The sequence below is a fragment of the Paraburkholderia phenazinium genome, from assembly GCF_900141745.1.
GTDB classification, from domain to species: Bacteria; Pseudomonadota; Gammaproteobacteria; order Burkholderiales; family Burkholderiaceae; genus Paraburkholderia; species Paraburkholderia phenazinium_B.
The window spans coordinates 529919-551251 of sequence record NZ_FSRM01000001.1 but is presented as its reverse complement, the minus strand read 5'-3'; the positions used below and the strand labels follow the sequence as shown (position 1 = coordinate 551251).

Here is a 21333-nt window from a genome sequence, read left to right as displayed (position 1 = left end):
GGAAAGCGGTATGTCGCCGGTCCGTCAACCTCATCGGGGGTCCAGCTTGAACATTCGTAAATTTGTCGGTGCTACCAGTCGTGACGCGCTACGCCTCGTTCGTGAGGCGTTGGGCCCCGACGCGGTCGTGCTGTCGAACCGCACGATCGAAGACGGCACCGTCGAGATCGTGGCGCTCGCCGATAGCGAGCTCGCGGCAATCGCTCCGAAGGCGCGTAACGGCGCGAATAACGGCAGCAGCGCAAACAGCGCGGCCCCTGCGATGAGCCCGGCAGCACCGGCACCGCGCAGCACGCCGATGATGCAGTCCAATCCGTACGCGAGCGGCATGCCGGACGTGTTTTCGTCGGTGTTCGGCGCAAGCCCGGAAGCCGGCACGGAGAGCATGTCGGCCAGCAACGCGCCGGCACAAGCCGCTGCACCCGCACAGGCAGCCGTAACGGAAGAGCCGGCCACGGCCTCGCCGTACGCTTCGTCGGCTCAGGCCGCACCGCTCGCGCCGCAGGCTCAAGCCGCTCACGCGGCGCAAAGCGCGCCTTCGATGCAAGCCGCACCGCAGGCGCAGATGCCGCAGATGCCGCGCTCGGGCGACGACATCCGCGCCGACGTGCTGAAAGCCGCCGGCGTCCCGGCGCCGCAGTTTATGCCGTTCTCGCCGGCCACGCCGCGCACGATAGCGGAAACGAATCCCTGGCTGATCGACCACGCCCGCAATATCGCCGGCAAGCAGCAAGGCGCCTACAGCGCACGGCCTTCGTCGATGACACCGGCCGCCGCGATGGCCAAGGGCCTCGGCGCACCGGTCGACATCCAGGTCGGCACGCGTCAGCCGTCGAACCTCGCCGACACGCCCGACTGGGCCCGCGAAGCTGCACAACTCGCCGCGCGCCGCGCTAGCAGGAAGCCGAGCCCGGCCACTCCGGCGGACGACGCACGTGCCGCAGCCGGCACCACCGCCAGCGTCACCGAAGCGATCAAGGCTCGCATGGAGCAGGTCGTCAACGAAACGGTGATGAGCGAGCTCTCCTCGATGCGCGGCATGATGGAGGAACACTTCGCCGGTCTCCTGTGGGCCGACCGCCAGCGTCGCAGCCCGACGCGCGCCTCGCTCACCAAGCACCTGTTCGCCGCCGGTTTCTCCGCGCAACTGGTGCAGATGATGGTCGACAACCTGCCGCCCGAGATCGACAACATGGAAGGCGGGATGGACTGGGTGCGCAACGTGCTCGAGTCGAACCTGCCGATCATGGAAAACGAAGACGCGCTGATGGAGCGCGGCGGCGTGTTCGCCCTGATGGGCCCGACGGGTGTCGGCAAGACCACGACCACGGCCAAGCTTGCCGCGCGTTGCGTGATGCGCTTCGGCGCCAGCAAGGTGGCACTCCTGACGACCGACAGCTACCGGATCGGCGGTCACGAGCAACTGCGCATTTTCGGCAAGATCCTCGGCGTTTCGGTTCACGCGGTGAAGGACGGCGCCGATCTGCAACTGGCGCTCGCCGAGCTGCGCAACAAGCACATCGTGCTGATCGACACGATCGGCATGAGCCAGCGCGACCGCCTCGTCTCCGACCAGATCGCCATGCTGTGCCGCGCCGGACAACCGGTGCAGCGCCTGCTGCTGCTGAACGCAACGTGCCATGGCGACACGCTCAACGAAGTCGTGCAGGCCTATCAGCGCGGGCCGGATCAACAGCCGCTCGCCGGCTGCATCCTCACCAAGCTCGATGAAGCGACCAACCTGGGCGGCGTACTCGACACGGTGATCCGCTACAAGCTGCCGGTGCATTACGTCTCGACCGGGCAGAAGGTGCCCGAGAACCTGTACGTCGCAACCAAGAAATTCCTGATCAAAAGCGCTTTCTGCATTCCGCGCGACAGTTCGCCGTTCGTGCCGCAGGACGACGATATTCCGGCCTTGCTTTCGGCGCTCTCAGCACGCTCGACGGCCGAACTGCACGAGGTCCGCTTTGGATAAGGTCGTCTCGGATCAGGCAGAAGGACTGCGGCGCCTGCTGGCCCGCAGCGGTTCAAGAGTGCTGGCGGTAACGGGCGGTTCGACCAGCGTCGGATGTACCACGACCGTCGTCAATCTGGCGGCGGCACTCGTGGAGCAGGGCAAGGATGTACTCGTGATCGACGAGTGCCTTGGCGATTACTCGGTGGGCGCCATGCTCGGCGGCGTACAGGGGGCGGCCAACTTCGCCGCCGTGGTACGCGGCGAGATATCGCTCGACGCCGCCGTAGCGCGTCATGCACTGGGCTTTTCAGTGCTGAGCGCCTCGCGCAGCAATCGCGAAGGCTACACGGCGGCGCAACTGAGTGTGGTGCTGGACGGTCCCGCGGACATCGTGTTGATCGATGCGCAACTCGACCGGCTCGGCCAGCTCTCTGCGCTGGCGATGCAGGCGCACGACCTGTTGATCGTCACGCGCGTCGCTGCGCAGGCGATTACCGATGCGTATGCCTGCATGAAGCGGCTGCATTACGCGCACGGCATCGGGCAGTTCCGGGTGCTGGTGAACCATGTGCATAGCGTCACCGACGCGCACACCGCTTTTGAAAACCTCGCGGGGGTGGCGGGGCGTTATCTGACTGTGTCGCTGGAAGGCGCGGGCTGTATCGCCGCCGACCCGCGCATGGCCCGGGCGCTCGAACTGTCGCGCTGCGTGGTCGACGCGTTTCCGTCGACCCCTGCTGCGCGGGACTATCGGCACCTCGCCGCCGAATTGCAGTACTGGCCAATGCGGCCAGCGATGTCGTCACGTCACCAATGGGTGGCGCCGGCGGCAGTAACAGCGGCGCAACACGCCGACCAACCGTCTGTGCAGCACGCCTGAAGGGCGGGGCGCGGACAAGGGGAGCACGATGTACAACGCTCAGGGAAAGATTTCCCAAGCCGAGGTTCTGACCAAATACGCACCGCTGGTGCGGCGGCTCGGCTTGCAGCTGGTAGCGAAGATGCCGGCGAGTGTCGATCTCGACGATCTGATTCAGGCCGGCATGATCGGCCTGCTGGATGCTGCGAGTCGCTACAAGGAAGACCAGGGCGCGCAGTTCGAAACGTATGCGAGCCAGCGGATCCGCGGCGCGATGCTCGACGAGTTGCGCAGCAACGACTGGCTGCCGCGCAGCCTGCGCCGCACCTCGCGCGAGGTGGAGACGGCCGTGCATCAGGTCGAACAGACACTCGGCCGTTCGGCGAGCGAGACGGAAATTGCCGGTCACCTCAAGATGCCGCTCGACGAGTATCAGGCGATGCTGCAGGACCTGCATGGCAGCCAGCTGATCTACTACGAAGACTTCGATCGCTCCGCCGACGATGAGCCGTTCCTCGACCGCTACTGCGTCGATCATTCGGACCCGCTCTCGGCACTGCTCGACGAAAGCCTGCGCTCGGCGCTGGTCGAAGCGATCGAGCGTCTGCCGGAACGCGAAAAGCTGTTGATGTCGCTCTACTACGAACGCGGCATGAATCTGCGCGAGATCGGTGCGGTGATGGAAGTTAGCGAATCGCGGGTTTGCCAGCTGCATAGCCAGGCGGTTGCACGGCTGCGCACGCGTCTGCGCGAGATGGCCTGGGCCAAGGCTGAAGCGGAGTAACACCACGGCGGCCGGCGGTTCACCGCCGTTACCCGCCGCTCATGATTCAAGCGCAATGAGCGCCGTCCCGATGTAAAGGGACGGCGCTTTTTTTGTGCTGAGAGGAAAGCAGGAAAAGTGCGGCAAGCGCAGGTGGCGGACAGGCGCCAAACGGCAGGCTGCGCTGAGTTGGTCTGAAAACGGTCAGACCGACTCAGCGAGCATTCAGGACAGACTGGATTGGAGTTCGATGAGCGGGGGAGCGTCCGGAATTACAGGCCGCCGAACCCTGGCACTCGTCCATCCGGCCCATACAGCGAGGGCTTTTTCGGACGCACCTGCAGCACCTCGAGGGCGCGCTGGTTGTATTCCATGCGGGTGCGGATCAGCACACCGTTGGTCTTGTTGGAGCGGCGTGCGCGCTCTACCGATTGCTGCAGCAACGACCACTGCTCGGCGAGCTTCGGGTCGCGCCCGGCGGCTAGCTCGATGCCGTTCCATCCGGCCGGCAGACCCATTTCGGCGAGCTGCGCGTCGCGGATCTTCTCGAGCGAGGCCAGCTTGCCGACCAGTTCGGTTTTCTTTTCGACAACCGGCCGCAACATCTCGGCCGGTTCCACCTGGGTTAGCGCTTTCTGCTCGATAGCCAGAACAGAAGCGAATTCTTCGATGGTCGAGTACTCATCGATCACAGTGGCAAGCAGCGCGTCTTTCATCACAAGTCGCTCTCACGGCGCCCGCACAAAGCGTGCGGGCCGGGTTTCAAGGTGACGCCTCGCGGCGTCCAACCTCAATTGCCGGTCGCCGGGGCTCTCGTTTGCAACAAACTGCGCGTCGTGTCGAGCACGCCGTCAGCAATCTTGCCCGGATCGATCGTCAGCGTGCCGTTCTTGATGGCCTGCTTGATCGATTCGACGTGAGCGGTGTCGATGTCTGCCGAACCCGATGCCGCCAGGCTGCGCAGGCTGGACGACAGGCCCGACAGGCTCACATTCGCGTCGCCACCCGAGCCGGTGGCGGCTTGCGCGGCGGCTGCCGCGCTTTGGGCGGTCGAAGCCGCCGGGGCCGAGCTGTCCTGCTGGGTACGCGTTGCCGCGCTGCCCGTCAGACTGTCCGGCATGCTATTGGTGGTGGAATCGATTTTCACGATTGGCTTCCTGAACTATTTGATTCCTTTAACGGCATTCAAGAAACCAAACTTTAGCTCAATCGATGTATCCGTTTGTAACGGCCCCACCGGCCGCCTTCTTCCCCCAAAACCCTTTGAACGCCACTGTCACGGGCGCCATTTTCAGGTTCAGATCCCGGGTATCTACATCTGGATCTGGACCGTCGAACTGTCCTTCACGATTCCCATCAGGATCTGCCCGGTTGAGGTTTTCACCCTGACCGGTTGCCCTGGCGTCGCATTGCTGAGCGCGCTGCCTTCCGACGAAATCGAGAAGCCGTCGCCCTGCGCCACCACCCGCACACTCTGTCCGGCCGTCACCTGGGCGGCGCTCTTCAGCATGTCCTGACGCAGCGGAAAGCCCATACTCACGCGCATCAACGTGACCGAACCGACTGCCTGTGACGGCACGGTGACGATCGACGCCGGCAGCAGGGTCAGGTCGCCGTCGCGAGGAACCAGATCGGCGTCGGAAATCACCTCGCCAGGCATCATTGCCCGCGCGGCGACGTAGTAAGTCGCATGGATCGAGACTTTCGCCTGCAGCCAGACCGTCCATGGGTGGCCACTCGTGCAGCGCACCGCCACCGTCGTGCGGCCCCACAGGCGCGCGCCGGGCGGCATGAACGCCTGCAGCGTGTCGCAGGCGGCAAGCCCGCGCGGGAAAGCCTGGGCAACGCTCAGTTCGACCTGGCCCGGCAGGCCATTGGCCTGCTGTTTGAGAAAGTCCAGCGCGGCGGTGTGGATCAGCTGGCCGTCTTCCTGACCTTCGGGCACGGGCTGGCTGGCCTGAGCCGGCTGCGATGCCTGAATTGCGGCAGCAGTCTGGACCGGTTGAACCCTGGAGGCGGCCACCACCGGCTTGGGCGCCGGTTGCGGAGTCTGCGCTCGCTGCAGCGCCTGAACGGCCTGAGCCGCCTGAGCCTGTTGCAGCGCCTGAATTGCCTGCGCGCGCTGCGCGGCTTCCGCCAGCGCCTGCGCCTGATTCTTTACGGGGAGTGTCGTTTGAGCCGGCGCGGCAGCAACGTGAGGCGCCGGATTGCGGCCTGCCGCGCTTGCGCCCAGTTCGGGCGGCTCGCCGCGCGAAGCGAGGCTGTCGATTTCGACGCTGCTCGCAGCGGTCACGGCGGGTGCCACGGCCGGTACGCCGACAGGTGCGGCAGCCGGGGCGGCATTCACGGGCCGCAGTGCGGCGCCGTACGTCGCACGCGCCGGCATCGACGTGACGACCACCGGCACGACCTGGCTCGCGGCGAGCGCGGGATTCATATTGACGCGGGTAAGGCTGGCCGTATTCGCCGGGCTGGCTTGCTGGATGACCGTCGTGTTCGCCGGAACATCTGGCGCGCCGGGCGCGGATGCCTCATCGGTACCCGGAATCACAATGGCACCGCTCGCGTTCGACAGCCTGGTAAAGCGGTCGGTCGATTGCGGCGTCGAAGACTGTGCAGGCGGTGCGAGCGTCGCCGCGAGCTGCGGGTTGATCGTCCGCGGGCTGGCATTGCTGGAAGTCGCCAGCGCGGTCATGCGCGCGAGATCGGCGGGGTTCTGTTCGCCCGGACCGGGAATCACGATCGGGCCGCCGGCCTCCTGGGCCAATGCCGCAGACGCACACCACGCACCCGCCACGGCACACACCAGCCAGGCGGCAGTGTGTCGTGCAACGATGCGGCGCCGCGGCGGCAGCACATCGGGAGTGGATCGGGCCATCGTGCATCTCCAGCGTGAGGCAAGGGTACGAGTTGCATTCTAGTGACGCGGCTCCTGGCGCAAACGTTGAATAGAGGCGACCTTCCCCGGTTATTCAGAAGATTGCCGCTTGCCTGCCCCGCCTAAGATGCATCTCATGCAAAAAGCCCTTTTGGGTCGCCGCAGATGTTGTGCTCCCTGATCGAGCGCCAGACGCGGGAACGTTATCCGGAGATTTTTCATGCTAGATAAACTCGATGCCGAATTCGCCTTTGGCCGTCAGGCGCTCGATGTCCGCTCCTACCGGCAGGAACTGCTGTCGTCGAACATTGCGAATGCCGACACGCCGAACTACAAGGCGCGTGACGTCGATTTCTCGTCGACGCTCGCGGGCGCTCTGAGAAAGACGGACGGCAGCAGCACCGGCACCGGCGCATCGAACAACTCGACGCTGGCGATGGCGCAACCTGCCGGCGTGACGAGCGGCATGACGATGGCCTCGACCGAACCGGGCCACATGGCCGGCAAGGCCAGCCTGATTGCGACCGGCGGTCCGAGTGACGACTACGGCCAGTTGCAGTACCGCATTCCGACTCAACCCTCGCTCGACGGCAACACGGTGGACCTCGACGCGGAACGCGTGCAGTTCGCCGATAACTCGCTGCACTTCGAGTCGGCCATGACGGAAGTTTCGAATCAGATCAAATCGATGCTGTCGGTGATCACGTCGGGCTCCTGATGGAGTCCGGTGCGACGACCGGCGCACATGCTGGATGTAACCGCTAAAAACCACGCCCACGGGAAACAATCAAGCCGGAACCTGCCGGCAGGAGAGGTCGGAGAAGCTATGCCATCCCTGATGAATATTTTCAATGTCGCCGGTTCGGCCATGTCGGCCGAATCGCAGCGGCTCAACGTGACGGCGTCGAACCTGGCGAACGCCGACAGCACGACGGGTCCTGACGGCCAGCCGTACAAGGCCAAGCAGGTCGTGTTCGCGGTCAACCCGATCGGCGGCGCGCGCACCGCATCCGGCCAGCAGGTGGGCGGTGTGCAGGTGACCGGCGTGGTCGACGATCCGACGCCGATGAAGCAGACCTACGACCCGGGCAACCCCGCGGCCGACGCGAACGGCTACGTCACGATGCCGAACGTCGATCCGGTGGAAGAAATGGTCAACATGATCTCGGCGTCGCGCGCTTACCAGGCGAACGTCGAAACCTTGAACACAGCGAAGCAGTTGATGCTGAAAACACTCACGATCGGAACCTGAGGAGCGCCTCCTTGACTACTTCAACCACCATCGGCGGCAGCGGGACCCAGGTCTCGCAGACGCTGCTCGATACCATGAACGGCACGGGCTCGGCGAGCAGTGCGTCGAGCAGCAGCTCGAGCAGCTCGGCGACCTCGGGTGCGAATCTGCAAAGCACCTTCCTGCAGCTGCTGATTACGCAGATGCAGAACCAGGATCCGACCAATCCGATGGACAGCTCGCAGATGACCTCGCAGCTCGCGCAGATCGACACCGTGACGGGCATCAGCCAGTTGAACACGTCGCTCAGCTCGCTGGCGACGCAGCTCAACGCAGGCCAGACCTCGCAGGCTGCACTGCTGATCGGTTCCAGCGTGCTGGCCCCAGGCAATTCCATTTCGGTGACCTCCGGCAAGGCGACCGAATTCGGCGTGCAGCTGGCCTCGGCGGCGTCGGACATGAAGGTCAACGTCGTGAACTCGGCAGGCCAGATCGTCAACACGCTCGATCTGGGCGCGCAACCGGCCGGCACCGTGCCGGTCACGTGGACCCCGGTCGATTCGACGGGTGCCGCACTGCCGACGGGCACCTACACGATCACCGCCACCGGCACGATCAACGGTGCTGCAGGCGTTGGCACGACCCTGACCCCGGGTACCGTGGAAAGCGTCGTACAGGGTACCGGCGGCGCACCGAGTCTCGTGCTGTCGAATGGCAATACGGTCGCCCTGACTTCGGTCGCGGCAGTCCTCTAAGCAATCAGTTCAACCAGATTTAGACATTTCCCGGAACGGAGAATACGTCATGGGTTATCAGCAGGGTTTGAGCGGCCTCGGGGCTGCATCGAGCGATCTCGACGTGATCGGCAACAACATTGCCAACTCGGATACGATCGGCTTCAAGAGCGGTACGGCAGTGTTCGCCGATATGTATGCGAACTCGGTTGCCACGGCCGTGAACAACCAGATCGGTATCGGCACGCAGCTCGCCGAAGTGCAGCAGCAGTTCTCGCAAGGCACGATCAATACGACCGGCCAGGCACTGGATGTCGCCATCAACGGCAACGGCTTTTTCCAGATGTCGAATAACGGCTCGCTCACGTATTCGCGCAACGGCGTGTTCCAGCTCAGCAACACGGGCAATATCGTGAACGCTCAAGGACTCGAGCTGATGGGCTATGCCGCGAATTCCAGCGGCATCATCAACAGCGCGCAAACGGTGCCGCTGACCGTGCCGACTACCAACATCGCACCGACGCAGACCACCACCATTACGGCGCAGCTCAACCTGGACGCTCAGGATTCGCTGATGCTCGGCACGCCGGCTGTGAATGTGACCACGACCGGGACGCTGGCGAGCAGCGGTGCGACGATTACGACCGCTTCGGCTGGATCGAATAACGACGACTACACGATTACCTTTACGAGCCCGACGGCGTACACGGTAACCGACGCCGACAACGCCGCTAACGACAGCAGCGGAACCTACACGGCAGGCACCGCCATTACGCTGGGCAATGGCCAGACGGTCACGCTGACGGGTACGGCAGCAGCCGGTGACACGGTAGCGGTTACGCCGACCCCAACCACTTTCGACGCAAGCAACTCGTCGACCTACAACTACTCGACTTCGACCCAGGTGTACGACTCGCTGGGCGGCTCGCAGACGGTCAACATGTACTTCGCCAAGACCGGCTCCGGCGCATGGGACGTCTACGCAGGCGTCGCAGGCGGCACGGCAAGTCTGGTCGGCACGGCAAGTTTCAACACCTCCGGCGCGCTGACCGGCATCACGAGTGTCGCGTCTACGACCGCGTCGGACTCGATCGCCTTCACGATTCCGAACACCGACGGTTCCGGCACGCCGCAGGCGCTGACGCTGGATCTTGCCGGTACGACCCAGTACGGCAGCACGGACGGCGTGAACAACCTGCAGCAGAACGGCTTTGCCGCCGGCCAGCTGACGAGCTTCACGGTCGGCACGACCGGCATTCTCACCGGCAACTATTCGAACGGTCAGACGGCCTCGCTCGGCCAGGTCGTGCTCGCCAACTTCAACGATCCGAACGGCCTCGTCGACCTCGGCAACAACGAGTACGCACAGACCGCCGCGTCGGGCGCAGCGCAGATCTCGACGCCGGGCAGCACCAACCACGGCACGCTGCAAGGCGGCGCGGTGGAAGATTCGAACGTGGACCTGACCAACGAACTGGTCAACCTGATCACGGCGCAACGCGACTATCAGGCGAACGCGCAGACGATCAAGACGCAGCAGACCGTTGACCAGACCCTGATCAACATGTAAGGGCAACAGGAGCCGAACGAATGACCGACCGTCTGATTTATACCGCGATGTCGGGCGCCACCCAGGCGCTCGAGCAGCAGGCCATTGTCGCGAACAATCTCGCGAACACGTCGACCACCGGGTTTCGCGCCCAGCTCGAGACGTTTCGCGCGGTACCGATGTCGTTCGGCGACGGCAGCTCAGTCAACGACAGCACGACACGCACGTTCGTGTTGTCGTCGACACCGGGTGCGGACGAAACGCCCGGACCGATCCAGCAGACCGGCAACCCGCTCGACGTCGCGATCCAGGGCGACGGCTGGTTGAGCGTGCAGACCGCCGACGGTGGCGAGGCCTATACGCGTGCCGGCAATCTGCATATCGACCAGAACGGCCAGCTGGTGAATGCGACCAACCTGCCGGTAGTCGGCACGGGCGGTCCGATCTCGGTGCCGCCTGGCTCGCAGATCACGATCGGCAAGGACGGCACGGTTTCGGCGCTTGCGCCGGGAGACCCGGCCACGGCGATCGCGGTCATCGACCAGTTGAAGCTCGTGAAGCCCGCAGCGGGCACATTGAAGCGCGGCGACGACGGCATGTTCCGTACTGCTGACGGCAACCCTGCCGACGCCGATCCCACTGTCACGCTGGCACCCGAATCGCTCGAGGGCAGCAACGTGAGCCCGGTCAACGCAATGGTTTCGATGATCACCAATGCGCGGCAGTTCGACATGCAGACGAAGATGATCCAAAACGCCGATCAGAACGATCAGTCCGCCAACCAGTTGCTCAGCTTCAGCTAACGGGCGTCGCGCCAGACGTGCACCCAGGAGAACCAACACTGTGAACCGCTCACTTTATATCGCTGCGACCGGCATGAATGCGCAGCAGTCCCAGATGGACGTGATCTCGAACAACCTTGCCAACGTCAGCACCAATGGCTTCAAGGGCTCGCGCGCCGTGTTCGAAGATCTGCTTTATCAGACCGTGCGTCAGCCGGGCGCCGACTCGACCCAGCAGACCCAGGTGCCCTCGGGCATCCAGCTCGGCACCGGCGTGCAGCAGGTCGCGACCGAACGTCTGTACACGCAGGGCAACCTGCAGCAAACGGGCAACTCGAAGGACGTGGCGATCAACGGCAACGGTTTCTTCCAGGTGCAGATGCCGGACGGCACGACCGCCTATACCCGCGACGGCTCGTTCCAGACCAATGCGCAGGGCCAGCTGGTGACCTCGAGCGGCTATCCGGTCATTCCGGCGATCACGGTGCCGGTGACCGCGACCTCGCTCACGATCGGCAGCGACGGTTCGGTGTCGATCACGCAGCCCAACAGCTCGAACTCGACGCAGATCGGCACCATGCAGCTCGCCACCTTCATCAACCCGGCCGGTCTCGACGCGCAAGGCGAAAACCTGTTTTCGGAAACCAGTTCCTCGGGTACGCCGAACATCAGCGCGCCGGGTTCGAACGGTTCGGGTTCGCTGGAACAGGGTTATGTCGAAACGTCGAACGTGAACGTCGTGCAGGAACTGGTCAACATGATCCAGACCCAGCGCGCGTACGAAATCAACAGCAAGGCGGTCACCACGTCCGATCAGATGTTGCAGACCCTGTCGCAGATGTCGATTTAAGGGTTCGGAACCAGAGGCGGTAGGCAAATACGATGTCGCAATCCAATCTCAAACCGGTCAAGAGCGACGCGCGCAGCGCGTTCGTCGCTACTGCCAGCGTGCTTGCACTGGCGCTGGCCGGCTGCGCGCAGATACCGAAGCAGCCCATCGTGCAGCAGCCGATGACCGCGGTGCCGCCGGTGCCGCCGCACACGCAGTCGCCGGGTTCGATTTTCAATCCGGGCTACGCCGGACGGCCGCTTTTCGAAGACCAGCGGCCGCGCAATATTGGCGACATCCTGACCATCGTCATTCAGGAAAACATCAACGCAACTAAGTCCTCGGGCGCGAACACCAACCGCAGTTCGACCACCCAGTTCTCGACCACGAGCGCCAGTTTTCTCGCCGGTCTGTTCGGCAAGGCCAATCTCAGTGCCCAGGGCGGCAATACGTTCTCGGGGACCGGCGGCGCGAACGCCTCGAACACTTTTAGCGGCGTGATCACCGTCACGGTGACCAATGTGCTGCCCAACGGCAACCTCCAGGTGAGCGGCGAAAAGCAGATGCTCATCAACCAGGGTAACGAGTTCGTGCGTTTCTCAGGCGTGGTCAACCCGAATACGATTTCCGGCCTGAATGCCGTGTACTCGACCCAGGTGGCAGACGCCAAGATCGAATACTCGGCGAAGGGCTATATCGACGAGGCAGAGACCATGGGTTGGCTACAACGCTTCTTCCTTAACGTGGCGCCGTGGTGATCATGAAACTCGGACCTCTCCGCCGTTTTGGCCATGCCTGTCTGGTGTTCGCGCTCGCGTGCGGAGCACTGCCGCCTGTCACACCCGCGGCCCACGCCGAACGGCTGAAGGATCTGGTCGCGATCCAGGGCGTGCGCGACAACCCGCTGATCGGCTACGGCCTCGTCGTAGGTCTCGACGGTACGGGCGACCAGACCACCCAGACTCCTTTCACGACGCAAACGCTCGCGAACATGCTCGCGAACCTCGGCATCTCGATCAACAACCAGTCGGCCGGTTCGTCGAACAGCAGCACCTCGGCACTGACCAGCATCCAGTTGAAGAACGTCGCCGCGGTGATGGTGACGGCGGTGCTGCCGCCGTTCGCCCGGCCGGGCGAGGCGATCGACGTGACGGTATCGTCGCTCGGTAACGCCAAGAGCCTGCGCGGCGGCACGCTGCTGCTCACGCCGATGAAGGGCGCTGACGGCTCCGTCTATGCGCTTGCCCAGGGCAACCTGGCGGTGGGCGGCGCGGGCGCCAGCGCGAACGGCAGCCGCGTGCAGGTGAACCAGCTCGCAGCGGGACGCATCGCCGCCGGCGGGATCGTCGAGCGCGCGGTGCAGACCAGCATCACGCAGGACGGCACCATGCAGCTCGAGCTGAACGACATGGATTACGACACCAACCAGCGCATCGTGTCGGCGGTCAACAACGCGTTTGGCCAGGGCACCGCCACACCGCTCGATGGCCGCACGATCCAGTTGCGCGCTCCGGCCGATCCGGCCCAGCAGGTCTCGTTCATGGCGCAACTCGAGGACCTCGATGTGAAGCCGGCGGCGGGCGCTGCGAAGGTCGTGCTGAATGCGCGCACTGGTTCGATCGTGATGAACCAGATGGTGACGCTCGAGAATTGCGCCGTCGCACACGGCAATCTCTCGGTGGTGGTCAACACACAACCCGTGGTCAGCCAGCCAGGCGCATTCTCGAATGGCCGCACGGTGGTTGCCCAGCAGTCCCAGATCCAGTTGAAGCAGGACGACGGCGCGCTGAAATACGTCAAAGCCGGCGCCAATCTGGCCGATGTCGTAAAGGCGCTCAACGCGCTGGGTGCGACACCCGCCGATCTGATGTCGATCCTGCAGGCGATGAAGGCAGCAGGGGCCTTGCGCGCCGAACTTGAAATCATCTAAGGAGCCGCCATGACGATGGATTCCACCTCAGGAACGCCCGATCTGACGCAGCGCTTTGCGCTCGACGTCCAGGGGTTCGACGGCCTGCGCGCCAAGGCCGCCGCATCGCCGCAGCAGGGTGTCCAGATGGCCGCCAAGCAGTTCGACGCGACCTTCATCACGATGATGCTCAAAAGCATGCGCGATGCGACGCCGCAGGACGGTCCGCTCGACTCGCGCGACGGCGCCCAGTTCACCTCGATGATGGACGAGCAGATGGCGCAACAGATGTCGAACAAGGGCATCGGCGTGGCCGACGCGATGCTCAAGCAGTTGATGAACAACTCGGGCATGCAGACGGGCGAAGCCGGCGAAGGCAATAGCGCCGCGCTGAACGCGCTAGCCAAGGCGTACGGCAATGCGCAGGCAAACGGGTCGCTGGCGAGCGGCGTCGGTTATTCGCGCAACAGCGCGTTGACGCCGCCGCTGCGCGGTGACGGCACGACCAACGTCGACGCGTTCGTCGACAAGCTTGCTGCCTCCGCGCAGGCCGCGAGCGAAACCACGGGCGTGCCGGCGCGTTTCATCATCGGCCAGGCGGCGCTTGAATCGGGCTGGGGCAAGCGCGAGATCCTGAAGGCGAACGGCGAGACCAGCCACAACGTATTCGGCATCAAGGCGACCAAGGACTGGACCGGCAAGACCGTGTCCACCGTCACGACCGAATACCGCAACGGCCGGCCGGAGCGCGTCGTCGAAAAATTCCGCTCTTACGACTCGTATGACGAAGCGATGGCCGACTATGCGCAAATGCTCAAGGGCAATCCGCGCTATGCGCAGGTGCTGAACGGCTCGCATGACGCAGCGGGTTTTGCCGTCGGCATGCAGCGCGCGGGGTACGCGACCGATCCGCATTACGCGAAGAAACTGATGTCGATCATGAGCCGGATGAGCTGAGCGGCCTGAGCGGTTCAGGCGGCTTTGGAAAGTAACAAGCAGGATGAAATGCAGGGCGACGGGGCCATGTCGCAAAACAAGACGGTGGGGCCGGCCGGTACGCGAGTGCCGCCGGCCGAACCGCACGGTGGATCTTGCGGATTGATGCGAACTGCATGCGGGGCGATGCGGGTGGCTAAAGGGGGTGGGACGTGACCGGTTTAACGTTTGCGCCAAATATTTCCCTCGGTTACCCTAAACTTTGGGTCCAGACTGCCGCTATTCAGTCAGACCTTAATACCGGGGTCATGTTTCTCCCGGTCAACGCACGTGTCACGGGCCCCGGCACTGGACCTCGGGCACGGGCACGTACGAACCCGCATATCGGCAAGCCCATGGATACCACTGAGACGAATGGCCAGACGGACGGCTCTTCAGAGACCGGCAACGATTTCGGTCGCCGCAATCCGCTCGAGATCGGTGTCCAGTTACGCAATCTGGTCAACCGCGGCGATTTTCTGACCGCGCAATACAAGGGCGGCCAGCTCGTCACGCGGATTCTCGACGTGAACGTGCCCAGCCGGACGTTTACCTTCGACTGGGGCGCGCTCGCCGACCAGAACCGCGGCCTGATCGCTGCGCCCCGCTGCCTCTTCCACGCTCAACCCGATGGCGTGCGCGTCGAATTCGTCACAGGAACGCCGCGCGAGAGCAGTTTCGAGGGACGGCCGGCGTTTGAAGCCGACTTCCCCGAAGTGCTGTTTTACGTGCAGCGTCGCGAGTATTTCCGCGTCGACGCGCCGGTGCTCGACCCCTACACGTGTACGGGCCGGCTGCCCGACGGTGAGCGCTTCCGTTTCGAAGTGCATGACCTGTCGCTTGGCGGGGTCGGCATGCGCAGCACAGACACGCGCGTGGTGGATCTGCCCATGGGCTGTGTGCTGGAAGATTGCGAGCTGAGCCTCGGTGCGCCGGGCAAGCTCTCGGTGGATCTGCAACTCGTGTCGTTTCGCGCCGTAGACCTGCCGAACGGCACCCAGCGTTACCAGCTCGGAATGCGCTTTGTGGCGCTGCCGGGCAGCGCCGAGAACACGTTGCAACGGTTGATTACCCAGCTTGAAATGAAGCGTCGCTCGCTGGTGCGAACCTGATTTTTCTCGCGTGCCGCCGCGCTTCTCGCGGTACGCGTTTTAATGCGGGTTGCCCCCTCAATTTTGTCGCCAGTGCGCCGATATACAGAGAGTCTTGGCAACTCGGTGGGCGCGTTGCCAGCCCTTCAGGATGACGCATGTCCAGCAACCTAATCAATATCGGTCTCAGTGGACTCAACGCAGCCCAATGGGGGTTGACGACAACCAGTGAGAACATCAGCAATTCGACGACGCCCGGCTATGACGTCGAAAGTCCCGTCTATGCGGAAAGCTCCGGTGAATACACCGGCTCCGGCTATCTTCCGCAGGGCGTGGCCACCTCGACGGTCACGCGCGCGTACAGCCAGTATCTGACGACCCAGCTGAACAACGCGCAGTCGGGCAGCGGCTCGCTGACCGCCAACTACACGATGCTCGCGCAGCTGAACAACATGATCGGCAGCCCGACCTCGGGTATCTCGACGGCGATCACCAGCTTTTTCACCGGTTTGCAGAATGTCGCAAACGGCGCAGCGAGCTCCGCTACGCGGGGCACTGCCATCAGCGATGCACAGACGCTCGCAAGCGAGATCAACCAGGCCGGTCAGGAGTACGACGCGTTGGGCCAGAGCGTCAACACCCAGTTGTCCTCCACGGTGTCGCAGATCAACACCTACACCGCGCAGATCGCTTCGCTCAATCAGGAGATCACCGCTGCCAGCGCGGGCGGCCAGCCGCCTAACCAGCTGCTCGACCAGCGCGATGAGGCGGTGTCCAACCTGTCGCAGCTCGTCGGCGTGCAGGTGGTGTCGAATTCCAACGGTGAAAGCATATTCCTGCCGAGCGGTCAGGCGCTGGTCACCGGGTCGACCAGTTACAACCTGGGCACTGCACCCTCGCCGTCGGATTCGTCCGAGGACTCGATTACCTACCTGGGCGCTGCCGGTACGACGCCCACTGCCGCGACCACCCAGTACCTGTCGAATACCACCATGCAGAATGCAGGTGGCACGCTCGGCGGTCTGATCCAGTTCCGCACGCAGACGCTCGATCCTTCAGAGGCGCAACTGGGTGCGATCGCAACCAGTTTCGCGGCGCAGGTCAACAATCAGAACGAACTCGGTCTCAACCTGTCCGGCACGGCCGGGGGGCCACTGTTCTCGGTCGCGGCGCCGCAAGCGACACCCAATGCGAACAACACGGGCGGCGCGTCTCTCAGCGTTTCGTTTGTCGACGCGACGCAACCGACCACCGGCAACTACACGCTTTCGTATAACGGTTCCACCTATACGCTGACCGACAACTCGACGGGTTCGACCGTTGCCACGGCTTCGAGCCTGGCGAATCCGATCGACGGCCTGAACTTCTCGATGACCGGCACGATGAACGCGGGCGATTCGTTCTCGGTGTCGCCGACCAGTGGCGCGCTCGACAGCTTTGCGCTTGCGACGACCAGCGGTTCCGCGATTGCCGCGGCCTCGCCGGTGCTCGCCACGGCCACTTCGAGCAATGCCGGCACAGCGACGATTACGGAAGGAACGGTTGCGGCCGGTTATTCGCTGCCCAGTTCCACCACCACACTGACCTATAGCTCCGCATCGGGCGGCCTGACCGGCTTTCCGGCGGGTTCGGTCGTGACCATCGGCACGACGCCGCCCAGCACGGTCAACATTACGTCGACCTCCACGGTGGTGCCGTACACACCGGCGGACGGCGCGACGCTGACCATCAATAGCGCGACCACGCCGGCGCCCAGCGGTTCGATGAACGGCGTCACGGTTACGTTGAGCGGCACGCCGAGCGACCTCGACACCTTTACCATCGCGTCGAACGTCGGTGCGCAAAGCGACGGCCGCAATGCCACGCTGATGTCGAATATCGTTTCGGCAAAGGTATTGAACGGCGGCACGACTACCCTGACTGACGCGTACGCGAGCTACGTCAACACGATCGGCAACACGACCAATGAGGTCAACGCTTCGAATACGACGCAGACGGCGCTCGTGACGCAGATTACGTCGGCGCAGCAGTCGGTATCCGGTGTGAACATCAACGAAGAAGCAGCGAACCTGTTGCAGTACCAGCAACTGTACCAGGCTAACAGCAAGGTCATTCAGACCGCTGACACGCTGTTCCAGACCATTCTCGGCATCTTCCAGTGAGGCGTTGAACGATGCGCATCTCTACTTCCCAATATCTCGGCATGAATGTCCAGGCGATGGACAATCAGCAGAGCGAGCTGTCCCAGCTGTACGCGGAAATCTCGAGCGGCCAGGCGCTTACGACTCCGGCGTCCAATCCGCTTGGCGCAGCTCAGGCCGTGCAGTTGAGCATGCAGGGCGCGACCCTGTCGCAGTACTCGACCAACCAGAGTTCGGCGCAGACCTCGCTGGAGTCGGAGGACTCCACGTTGTCGAGCGTCATCCAGGCCCTGCAAAGCGTGAATACGCAGTTGGAAAGCGCCGGCGGTGGCACGCTCAACGATACGGATCGCAGCGGGATTGCCGCGACGCTGACGCAGTTGAACAACCAGCTGGTGACGCTCTCGAACACGACGTCGCCATCGGGCGGCTATCTGTTTGGCGGCTTCCAGTCGTCCACGCAGCCGTTCACGCAGAATTCAGCGGGCGCAGTGGTCTACAACGGCGACAACGGGGTGTCGAGCGCGCAGATTTCGTCGACGACGTCGATCGCGACCGGCGACACGGGTGCATCGGTTTTCCTGAGCGTGACGCCGGAAACGGCGACACCGGTGGCCTACGCATCGTCCGCGAACACCGGTACGGGAGTGCTCGGCACGATCAGCACGAGCAATGGACCGACGTCGGCGGACGGCGACACTTACTCGATCGCTTTCCAGGTAACGGGCGGCGTGACCACCTATACGGTGACGGACACCAACAGTACGGGAACGACGACGGGTACGGCACAGCCTTACACGTCGGGCTCGGCAATCGCGCTGGGAACGGGCGGCGAGAGTGTGGTTATCAGCGGCACGCCCGCGGACGGTGACACGTTCAACGTGGCGCCGGCTACGCAGGTGCCGGCCGCGCAGGGCGGCACGAACATCTTCTCGACGATCCAGAACATGATCACGGCGCTGCAGACGCCGGCGGATACGACGACGGCTTTGGCGGCATTGCAGAACACGCTGGCAACGGGGATGAGCCAGGTGCAGAACTCGATCAACAACGTCACGTCGGTACAGGCGACGGTGGGTGGCCGCGAGCAGCAGATTACCGCGATGCAGGCTGTGAACCAGAACCAGACGCTGGCGAATACGAACTCGCTGGATGACCTGACTTCGATCGATATGCCTTCGACTATCAGCAAGTACACGCAGACGCAGTACTCACTGCAGGCCTCGCAGGAAGCTTTCGTGCAGGTTCAGCAGATGTCGTTGTTCCAGTATCTGAATCAGTAAGCGGTAGGCGAAGGATTCGATTCGGTAAAAGGCGGGAGGCGCTTAGGCGGCCTCCCGTTTTTTGTTTGGGGCAATAAAAAGCCGTGCATCTCTGCACGGCCTTGTATTCACGACGCACGGTGCTTTTTCAGATATCGTCTCAACAGGAAAAGAGCGATTCCGAGCGCGATTGCGACGACTATGCAGCAAGCAACGAACAGCGTCATAAGGCCAAATATCTCGATGATTTCCGGGTCGAGTGGATCGGGTGCTCCGGCGGCGTGCATTCCTGCCTCAATCATCTCTAGAAGCCATAACGGAAATTCGAATGGAAACGACGATATGAATTTGCCTAGCCACCAACCGCCGTAGAGCGAAGCAGCGATAAGCGCAACCGCGTATGTGGCACGCAGGATTGAGCGTTTCATCGGTATTCCACTGTGCCGTGAGCGCGCAACGGGACACATAACTTCAAGGTCTCCGTTTTCGGACATGACGCGCGATCAGGATCGACGCAAGGCGCAACGTAAGCGCAACCACTGAAATACACGCTATCAGTGCCAAGATGCCGCATATCGCTTCGGCATCTTCTCCGTCCTCGGGCGGAATCAGGCCGATTGTCTCCGCTGCGCCTTGAACTGGGTAAAACAGCCAGTCGGGTACCCAAAATGGCATTCGGAAGACAAACCTTCCCAAATACAAACCGCCGAAGACCGACGCAACAATAAATGCGATGACGTATGCGACACGCAGGATTATCCGTTTCATCGAACTTCGACCGTGCCGTAGGCGCGCATCGAGGTACCGGGCACCGGCAGGTCAGGGTGACGCGTGCGAAATGGATGCACGGTCTATTTCCTTTTCGATTGTCAGCGGATGATGTGAACGCGCGCCCATCAGCATTCCGGTGTGGCTATCCGAAGGTGTATGGATGCCGTGCGTCAGACTTAGAACTTCAATGCTTCCCTCCCTTCCGAGGACTTCGCTGGATCCTCGGATGTCCGCGCCGCCGTCGTCTTTCAACCAAAGGTGCAAAGGAGTAGCCATACAGAATCCCCATCGTTAAGAGATGTGAATGTATGGCAGCGTTGATACGCAACTGTCAAAATTTGCAAAGGCGGGTTCGCGATCCCGTCGTCGTTTGCGATCGTGAGAGCGGACTTGAGAATCCCGAAGCCGAAAAAGAAAAGGCGCGACCCGGTCGCGCCTTCTACATAGTGGTGAGTTGTCCAGAAGACCGGTCAACAACCCGCGGTCCCTGCGACCGGGTCTACCACGCCTACCGCAACCCCGCCGCCACCCGCCCCATCTGGTCAATCCCCAGATCGAACATCCGCGCGAAGAACGGGATCATGTTCGGTACCATCAACTGCAGCAGCAGCATGCCGACCAGCATCGTCAGCGGAAAGCCGATCTGGAATACGCCGATTTGCGGCGCCGCGCGGTTGAGAATGCCGAGCGAGAGGTTGGCGATCAGCAGTGCAGCGACCACCGGCAGCGACAACAGCAGCCCCATCGAAAAGATCGTCCCGCCCCATCCTGCCAGCGTGCGCCAGCCAGCCGAGCCAAGCAGGTCAGCTGAGATCGGCAGTGTCTGGAAGGTGACGACCAGCGCGCTTATCATCTGCAGGTGCCCATCGAGCACCAAAAACACCAGCATCGAGAAGACGTTCATGTAACTCGAGAGCACCGCGCTCGAGCCGCTCGCCTCCTGATCGAAGAACGTCGCGAAGCCGAGACCCATGCCGAGTCCGACGAATTCGCCGGTCGCTTGAATCGCGGTGAAGACGATCTGCATGGTCAGGCCGAGGGCGGCGCCGATCACGAACTGGTTCACGATAATCCACACGCCCATCGCCGAGAAGACGGTGACTTGCGGCAGCGGGGCGAGCGTCGGCGCGACGATAAGTGTGATAAAGCTCGACAGGCCGATCTTCACCGGCGTCGAGAGCGCTGCGTTACCGAACACCGGCGCGGTTGCCACCAACGCGAGAATGCGCACGAGCGGCCACAGAAACGAGGCCATCCACGTGTTCAGCTGCGCATAGGTGACGGAAAACATGATGGACGCCTGATGTTCAGTGGGCTCAGCAGGCTCAGTTGGCGAGCGTCGGGATGTTGGTCAGCATCTGGCGCAGATAGTCGAGCATGGTCGACAGCATCCACGGGCCGGCAATCACGAGCGTGACGGCGATCGCCAGCAGCTTGGGAATGAACGACAGCGTCGCTTCGTTGATCTGCGTGGCGGCCTGGAACAGGCTGATCACCAGACCGACGACGAGCGCCACGAGCAGGAGCGGTGCGGCCAGCAGCACGGCGACGTACATCGCCTGGTGCGCCAGTGCCATGACTGATTCGGGTGTCATGATG

23 protein-coding genes are annotated in these 21333 nt (G+C 63.1%); 15 read left to right on the top strand and 8 right to left on the bottom strand.

The genetic code is table 11. The annotated features are described in order from the left end of the window. Positions 1 to 46 precede the first annotated feature (46 nt). From flhF to BUS06_RS02650, 3 genes are read left to right on the top strand one after another with little or no spacing between them, the layout of a single operon-like run. Positions 47 to 1978 (top strand): flagellar biosynthesis GTPase FlhF, encoded by a 1932-nt coding sequence (flhF, locus tag BUS06_RS02660; RefSeq protein ID WP_074265871.1) that lies wholly within the window; start codon positions 47 to 49, stop codon positions 1976 to 1978. Continuing rightward, positions 1971 to 2840, top strand: coding sequence for a MinD/ParA family ATP-binding protein (locus BUS06_RS02655; RefSeq protein WP_074262866.1), 870 nt, complete (start codon positions 1971 to 1973; stop codon positions 2838 to 2840). Before flhF ends, BUS06_RS02655 begins: the two co-directional genes overlap by 8 nt. A gap of 28 nt (positions 2841 to 2868) precedes the next feature. Next, on the top strand, positions 2869 to 3603 hold the full coding sequence (locus BUS06_RS02650; protein WP_074262865.1) for an RNA polymerase sigma factor FliA: 735 nt from the start codon (positions 2869 to 2871) through the stop codon (positions 3601 to 3603). Positions 3604 to 3854: 251 nt separating this feature from the next. Here the strand turns inward: BUS06_RS02650 and BUS06_RS02645 are convergent, their stop codons facing one another. The 3 genes from BUS06_RS02645 to flgA all read right to left on the bottom strand — a co-directional run bounded on the left by BUS06_RS02645 (position 3855) and on the right by flgA (position 6460). Further along, positions 3855 to 4298: a flagella synthesis protein FlgN gene (locus BUS06_RS02645; RefSeq protein ID WP_074262864.1), complete on the bottom strand. Its 444-nt coding sequence runs from the start codon at positions 4296 to 4298 to the stop codon at positions 3855 to 3857. A 74-nt stretch (positions 4299 to 4372) separates the two neighbouring features. After that, a complete protein-coding gene (gene flgM / locus BUS06_RS02640; protein WP_074262863.1) occupies positions 4373 to 4729 on the bottom strand; it encodes a flagellar biosynthesis anti-sigma factor FlgM in 357 nt (118 codons plus the stop codon). A 165-nt stretch (positions 4730 to 4894) separates the two neighbouring features. After that, positions 4895 to 6460 carry a flagellar basal body P-ring formation chaperone FlgA gene (flgA, locus tag BUS06_RS02635; RefSeq protein ID WP_074262862.1) on the bottom strand — a complete coding sequence of 522 codons (1566 nt, stop codon included), beginning with the start codon at positions 6458 to 6460 and terminating at the stop codon, positions 4895 to 4897. Between the two features lie 220 nt (positions 6461 to 6680). Here flgA and flgB point away from each other — a divergent pair, with 220 nt between their 5' ends. The 12 genes from flgB to flgL all read left to right on the top strand — a co-directional run bounded on the left by flgB (position 6681) and on the right by flgL (position 18984). Beyond that, complete coding sequence (gene flgB / locus BUS06_RS02630) at positions 6681 to 7178, top strand: flagellar basal body rod protein FlgB (RefSeq protein ID WP_074262861.1); 498 nt, start codon at positions 6681 to 6683, stop codon at positions 7176 to 7178. Between the two features lie 108 nt (positions 7179 to 7286). After that, positions 7287 to 7712: a flagellar basal body rod protein FlgC gene (gene flgC / locus BUS06_RS02625; RefSeq protein ID WP_074262860.1), complete on the top strand. Its 426-nt coding sequence runs from the start codon at positions 7287 to 7289 to the stop codon at positions 7710 to 7712. A gap of 11 nt (positions 7713 to 7723) precedes the next feature. Further along, a complete protein-coding gene (locus BUS06_RS02620) occupies positions 7724 to 8446 on the top strand; it encodes a flagellar hook assembly protein FlgD (RefSeq protein ID WP_074262859.1) in 723 nt (240 codons plus the stop codon). Between the two features lie 49 nt (positions 8447 to 8495). Continuing rightward, entirely contained in the window at positions 8496 to 9995 is a 1500-nt protein-coding gene (locus tag BUS06_RS02615) for a flagellar hook protein FlgE (RefSeq protein WP_074262858.1), read from the top strand. 20 nt (positions 9996 to 10015) lie between these two features. Next, on the top strand, positions 10016 to 10777 hold the full coding sequence (gene flgF / locus BUS06_RS02610) for a flagellar basal-body rod protein FlgF (RefSeq protein ID WP_074262857.1): 762 nt from the start codon (positions 10016 to 10018) through the stop codon (positions 10775 to 10777). A 40-nt stretch (positions 10778 to 10817) separates the two neighbouring features. Beyond that, entirely contained in the window at positions 10818 to 11606 is a 789-nt protein-coding gene (flgG, locus tag BUS06_RS02605; RefSeq protein WP_074262856.1) for a flagellar basal-body rod protein FlgG, read from the top strand. Positions 11607 to 11638: 32 nt separating this feature from the next. Next, positions 11639 to 12343 carry a flagellar basal body L-ring protein FlgH gene (flgH, locus tag BUS06_RS02600; RefSeq protein WP_074262855.1) on the top strand — a complete coding sequence of 235 codons (705 nt, stop codon included), beginning with the start codon at positions 11639 to 11641 and terminating at the stop codon, positions 12341 to 12343. Between the two features lie 2 nt (positions 12344 to 12345). After that, positions 12346 to 13515, top strand: coding sequence for a flagellar basal body P-ring protein FlgI (locus tag BUS06_RS02595; protein WP_074262854.1), 1170 nt, complete (start codon positions 12346 to 12348; stop codon positions 13513 to 13515). A gap of 9 nt (positions 13516 to 13524) precedes the next feature. Then, a complete protein-coding gene (gene flgJ / locus BUS06_RS02590; RefSeq protein WP_074262853.1) occupies positions 13525 to 14451 on the top strand; it encodes a flagellar assembly peptidoglycan hydrolase FlgJ in 927 nt (308 codons plus the stop codon). 374 nt (positions 14452 to 14825) lie between these two features. Continuing rightward, entirely contained in the window at positions 14826 to 15581 is a 756-nt protein-coding gene (locus BUS06_RS02585) for a flagellar brake protein (protein WP_074262852.1), read from the top strand. Positions 15582 to 15718: 137 nt separating this feature from the next. Further along, on the top strand, positions 15719 to 17722 hold the full coding sequence (gene flgK / locus BUS06_RS02580; RefSeq protein ID WP_074262851.1) for a flagellar hook-associated protein FlgK: 2004 nt from the start codon (positions 15719 to 15721) through the stop codon (positions 17720 to 17722). A gap of 11 nt (positions 17723 to 17733) precedes the next feature. After that, entirely contained in the window at positions 17734 to 18984 is a 1251-nt protein-coding gene (flgL, locus tag BUS06_RS02575) for a flagellar hook-associated protein FlgL (RefSeq protein ID WP_074262850.1), read from the top strand. A 107-nt stretch (positions 18985 to 19091) separates the two neighbouring features. On the opposite strand, the gene BUS06_RS02570 is transcribed toward flgL, so the two are convergent. From BUS06_RS02570 to fliQ, 5 genes are all read right to left on the bottom strand, one after another. Then, positions 19092 to 19391, bottom strand: a complete 300-nt coding sequence (locus tag BUS06_RS02570) for a hypothetical protein (RefSeq protein ID WP_074262849.1) — start codon at positions 19389 to 19391, stop codon at positions 19092 to 19094. 43 nt (positions 19392 to 19434) lie between these two features. Beyond that, the gene (locus BUS06_RS02565) at positions 19435 to 19731 is read right to left on the bottom strand and encodes a hypothetical protein (protein WP_074262848.1); all 297 of its coding nucleotides are present in this window, start codon (positions 19729 to 19731) and stop codon (positions 19435 to 19437) included. Between the two features lie 51 nt (positions 19732 to 19782). Continuing rightward, on the bottom strand, positions 19783 to 20010 hold the full coding sequence (locus BUS06_RS02560; protein ID WP_254368723.1) for a type VI secretion system tube protein Hcp: 228 nt from the start codon (positions 20008 to 20010) through the stop codon (positions 19783 to 19785). Positions 20011 to 20242: 232 nt separating this feature from the next. After that, the gene (fliR, locus tag BUS06_RS02555; protein ID WP_074262847.1) at positions 20243 to 21025 is read right to left on the bottom strand and encodes a flagellar biosynthetic protein FliR; all 783 of its coding nucleotides are present in this window, start codon (positions 21023 to 21025) and stop codon (positions 20243 to 20245) included. Positions 21026 to 21059: 34 nt separating this feature from the next. Further along, positions 21060 to 21329: a flagellar biosynthesis protein FliQ gene (gene fliQ, locus BUS06_RS02550; protein ID WP_074262846.1), complete on the bottom strand. Its 270-nt coding sequence runs from the start codon at positions 21327 to 21329 to the stop codon at positions 21060 to 21062. Between the last annotated feature and the right edge of the window lie 4 nt (positions 21330 to 21333).

Coding starts and splice junctions, on each gene's coding strand:
- BUS06_RS02570 (WP_074262849.1), bottom strand. CDS start 19,391: ATGAAACGCTCAATCCTGCGTGCCACATACGCGGTTGCGCTTATCGCT.
- BUS06_RS02595 (WP_074262854.1), top strand. CDS start 12,346: ATGAAACTCGGACCTCTCCGCCGTTTTGGCCATGCCTGTCTGGTGTTC.
- fliR (WP_074262847.1), bottom strand. CDS start 21,025: ATGTTTTCCGTCACCTATGCGCAGCTGAACACGTGGATGGCCTCGTTT.
- BUS06_RS02560 (WP_254368723.1), bottom strand. CDS start 20,010: ATGGCTACTCCTTTGCACCTTTGGTTGAAAGACGACGGCGGCGCGGAC.
- flgB (WP_074262861.1), top strand. CDS start 6,681: ATGCTAGATAAACTCGATGCCGAATTCGCCTTTGGCCGTCAGGCGCTC.
- flgF (WP_074262857.1), top strand. CDS start 10,016: ATGACCGACCGTCTGATTTATACCGCGATGTCGGGCGCCACCCAGGCG.
- flgC (WP_074262860.1), top strand. CDS start 7,287: ATGCCATCCCTGATGAATATTTTCAATGTCGCCGGTTCGGCCATGTCG.
- flgA (WP_074262862.1), bottom strand. CDS start 6,460: ATGGCCCGATCCACTCCCGATGTGCTGCCGCCGCGGCGCCGCATCGTT.
- BUS06_RS02645 (WP_074262864.1), bottom strand. CDS start 4,298: ATGAAAGACGCGCTGCTTGCCACTGTGATCGATGAGTACTCGACCATC.
- flgJ (WP_074262853.1), top strand. CDS start 13,525: ATGACGATGGATTCCACCTCAGGAACGCCCGATCTGACGCAGCGCTTT.
- flgK (WP_074262851.1), top strand. CDS start 15,719: ATGTCCAGCAACCTAATCAATATCGGTCTCAGTGGACTCAACGCAGCC.
- BUS06_RS02615 (WP_074262858.1), top strand. CDS start 8,496: ATGGGTTATCAGCAGGGTTTGAGCGGCCTCGGGGCTGCATCGAGCGAT.
- flgH (WP_074262855.1), top strand. CDS start 11,639: ATGTCGCAATCCAATCTCAAACCGGTCAAGAGCGACGCGCGCAGCGCG.
- fliQ (WP_074262846.1), bottom strand. CDS start 21,329: ATGACACCCGAATCAGTCATGGCACTGGCGCACCAGGCGATGTACGTC.
- BUS06_RS02565 (WP_074262848.1), bottom strand. CDS start 19,731: ATGAAACGGATAATCCTGCGTGTCGCATACGTCATCGCATTTATTGTT.
- flgL (WP_074262850.1), top strand. CDS start 17,734: ATGCGCATCTCTACTTCCCAATATCTCGGCATGAATGTCCAGGCGATG.
- BUS06_RS02650 (WP_074262865.1), top strand. CDS start 2,869: ATGTACAACGCTCAGGGAAAGATTTCCCAAGCCGAGGTTCTGACCAAA.
- BUS06_RS02585 (WP_074262852.1), top strand. CDS start 14,826: ATGGATACCACTGAGACGAATGGCCAGACGGACGGCTCTTCAGAGACC.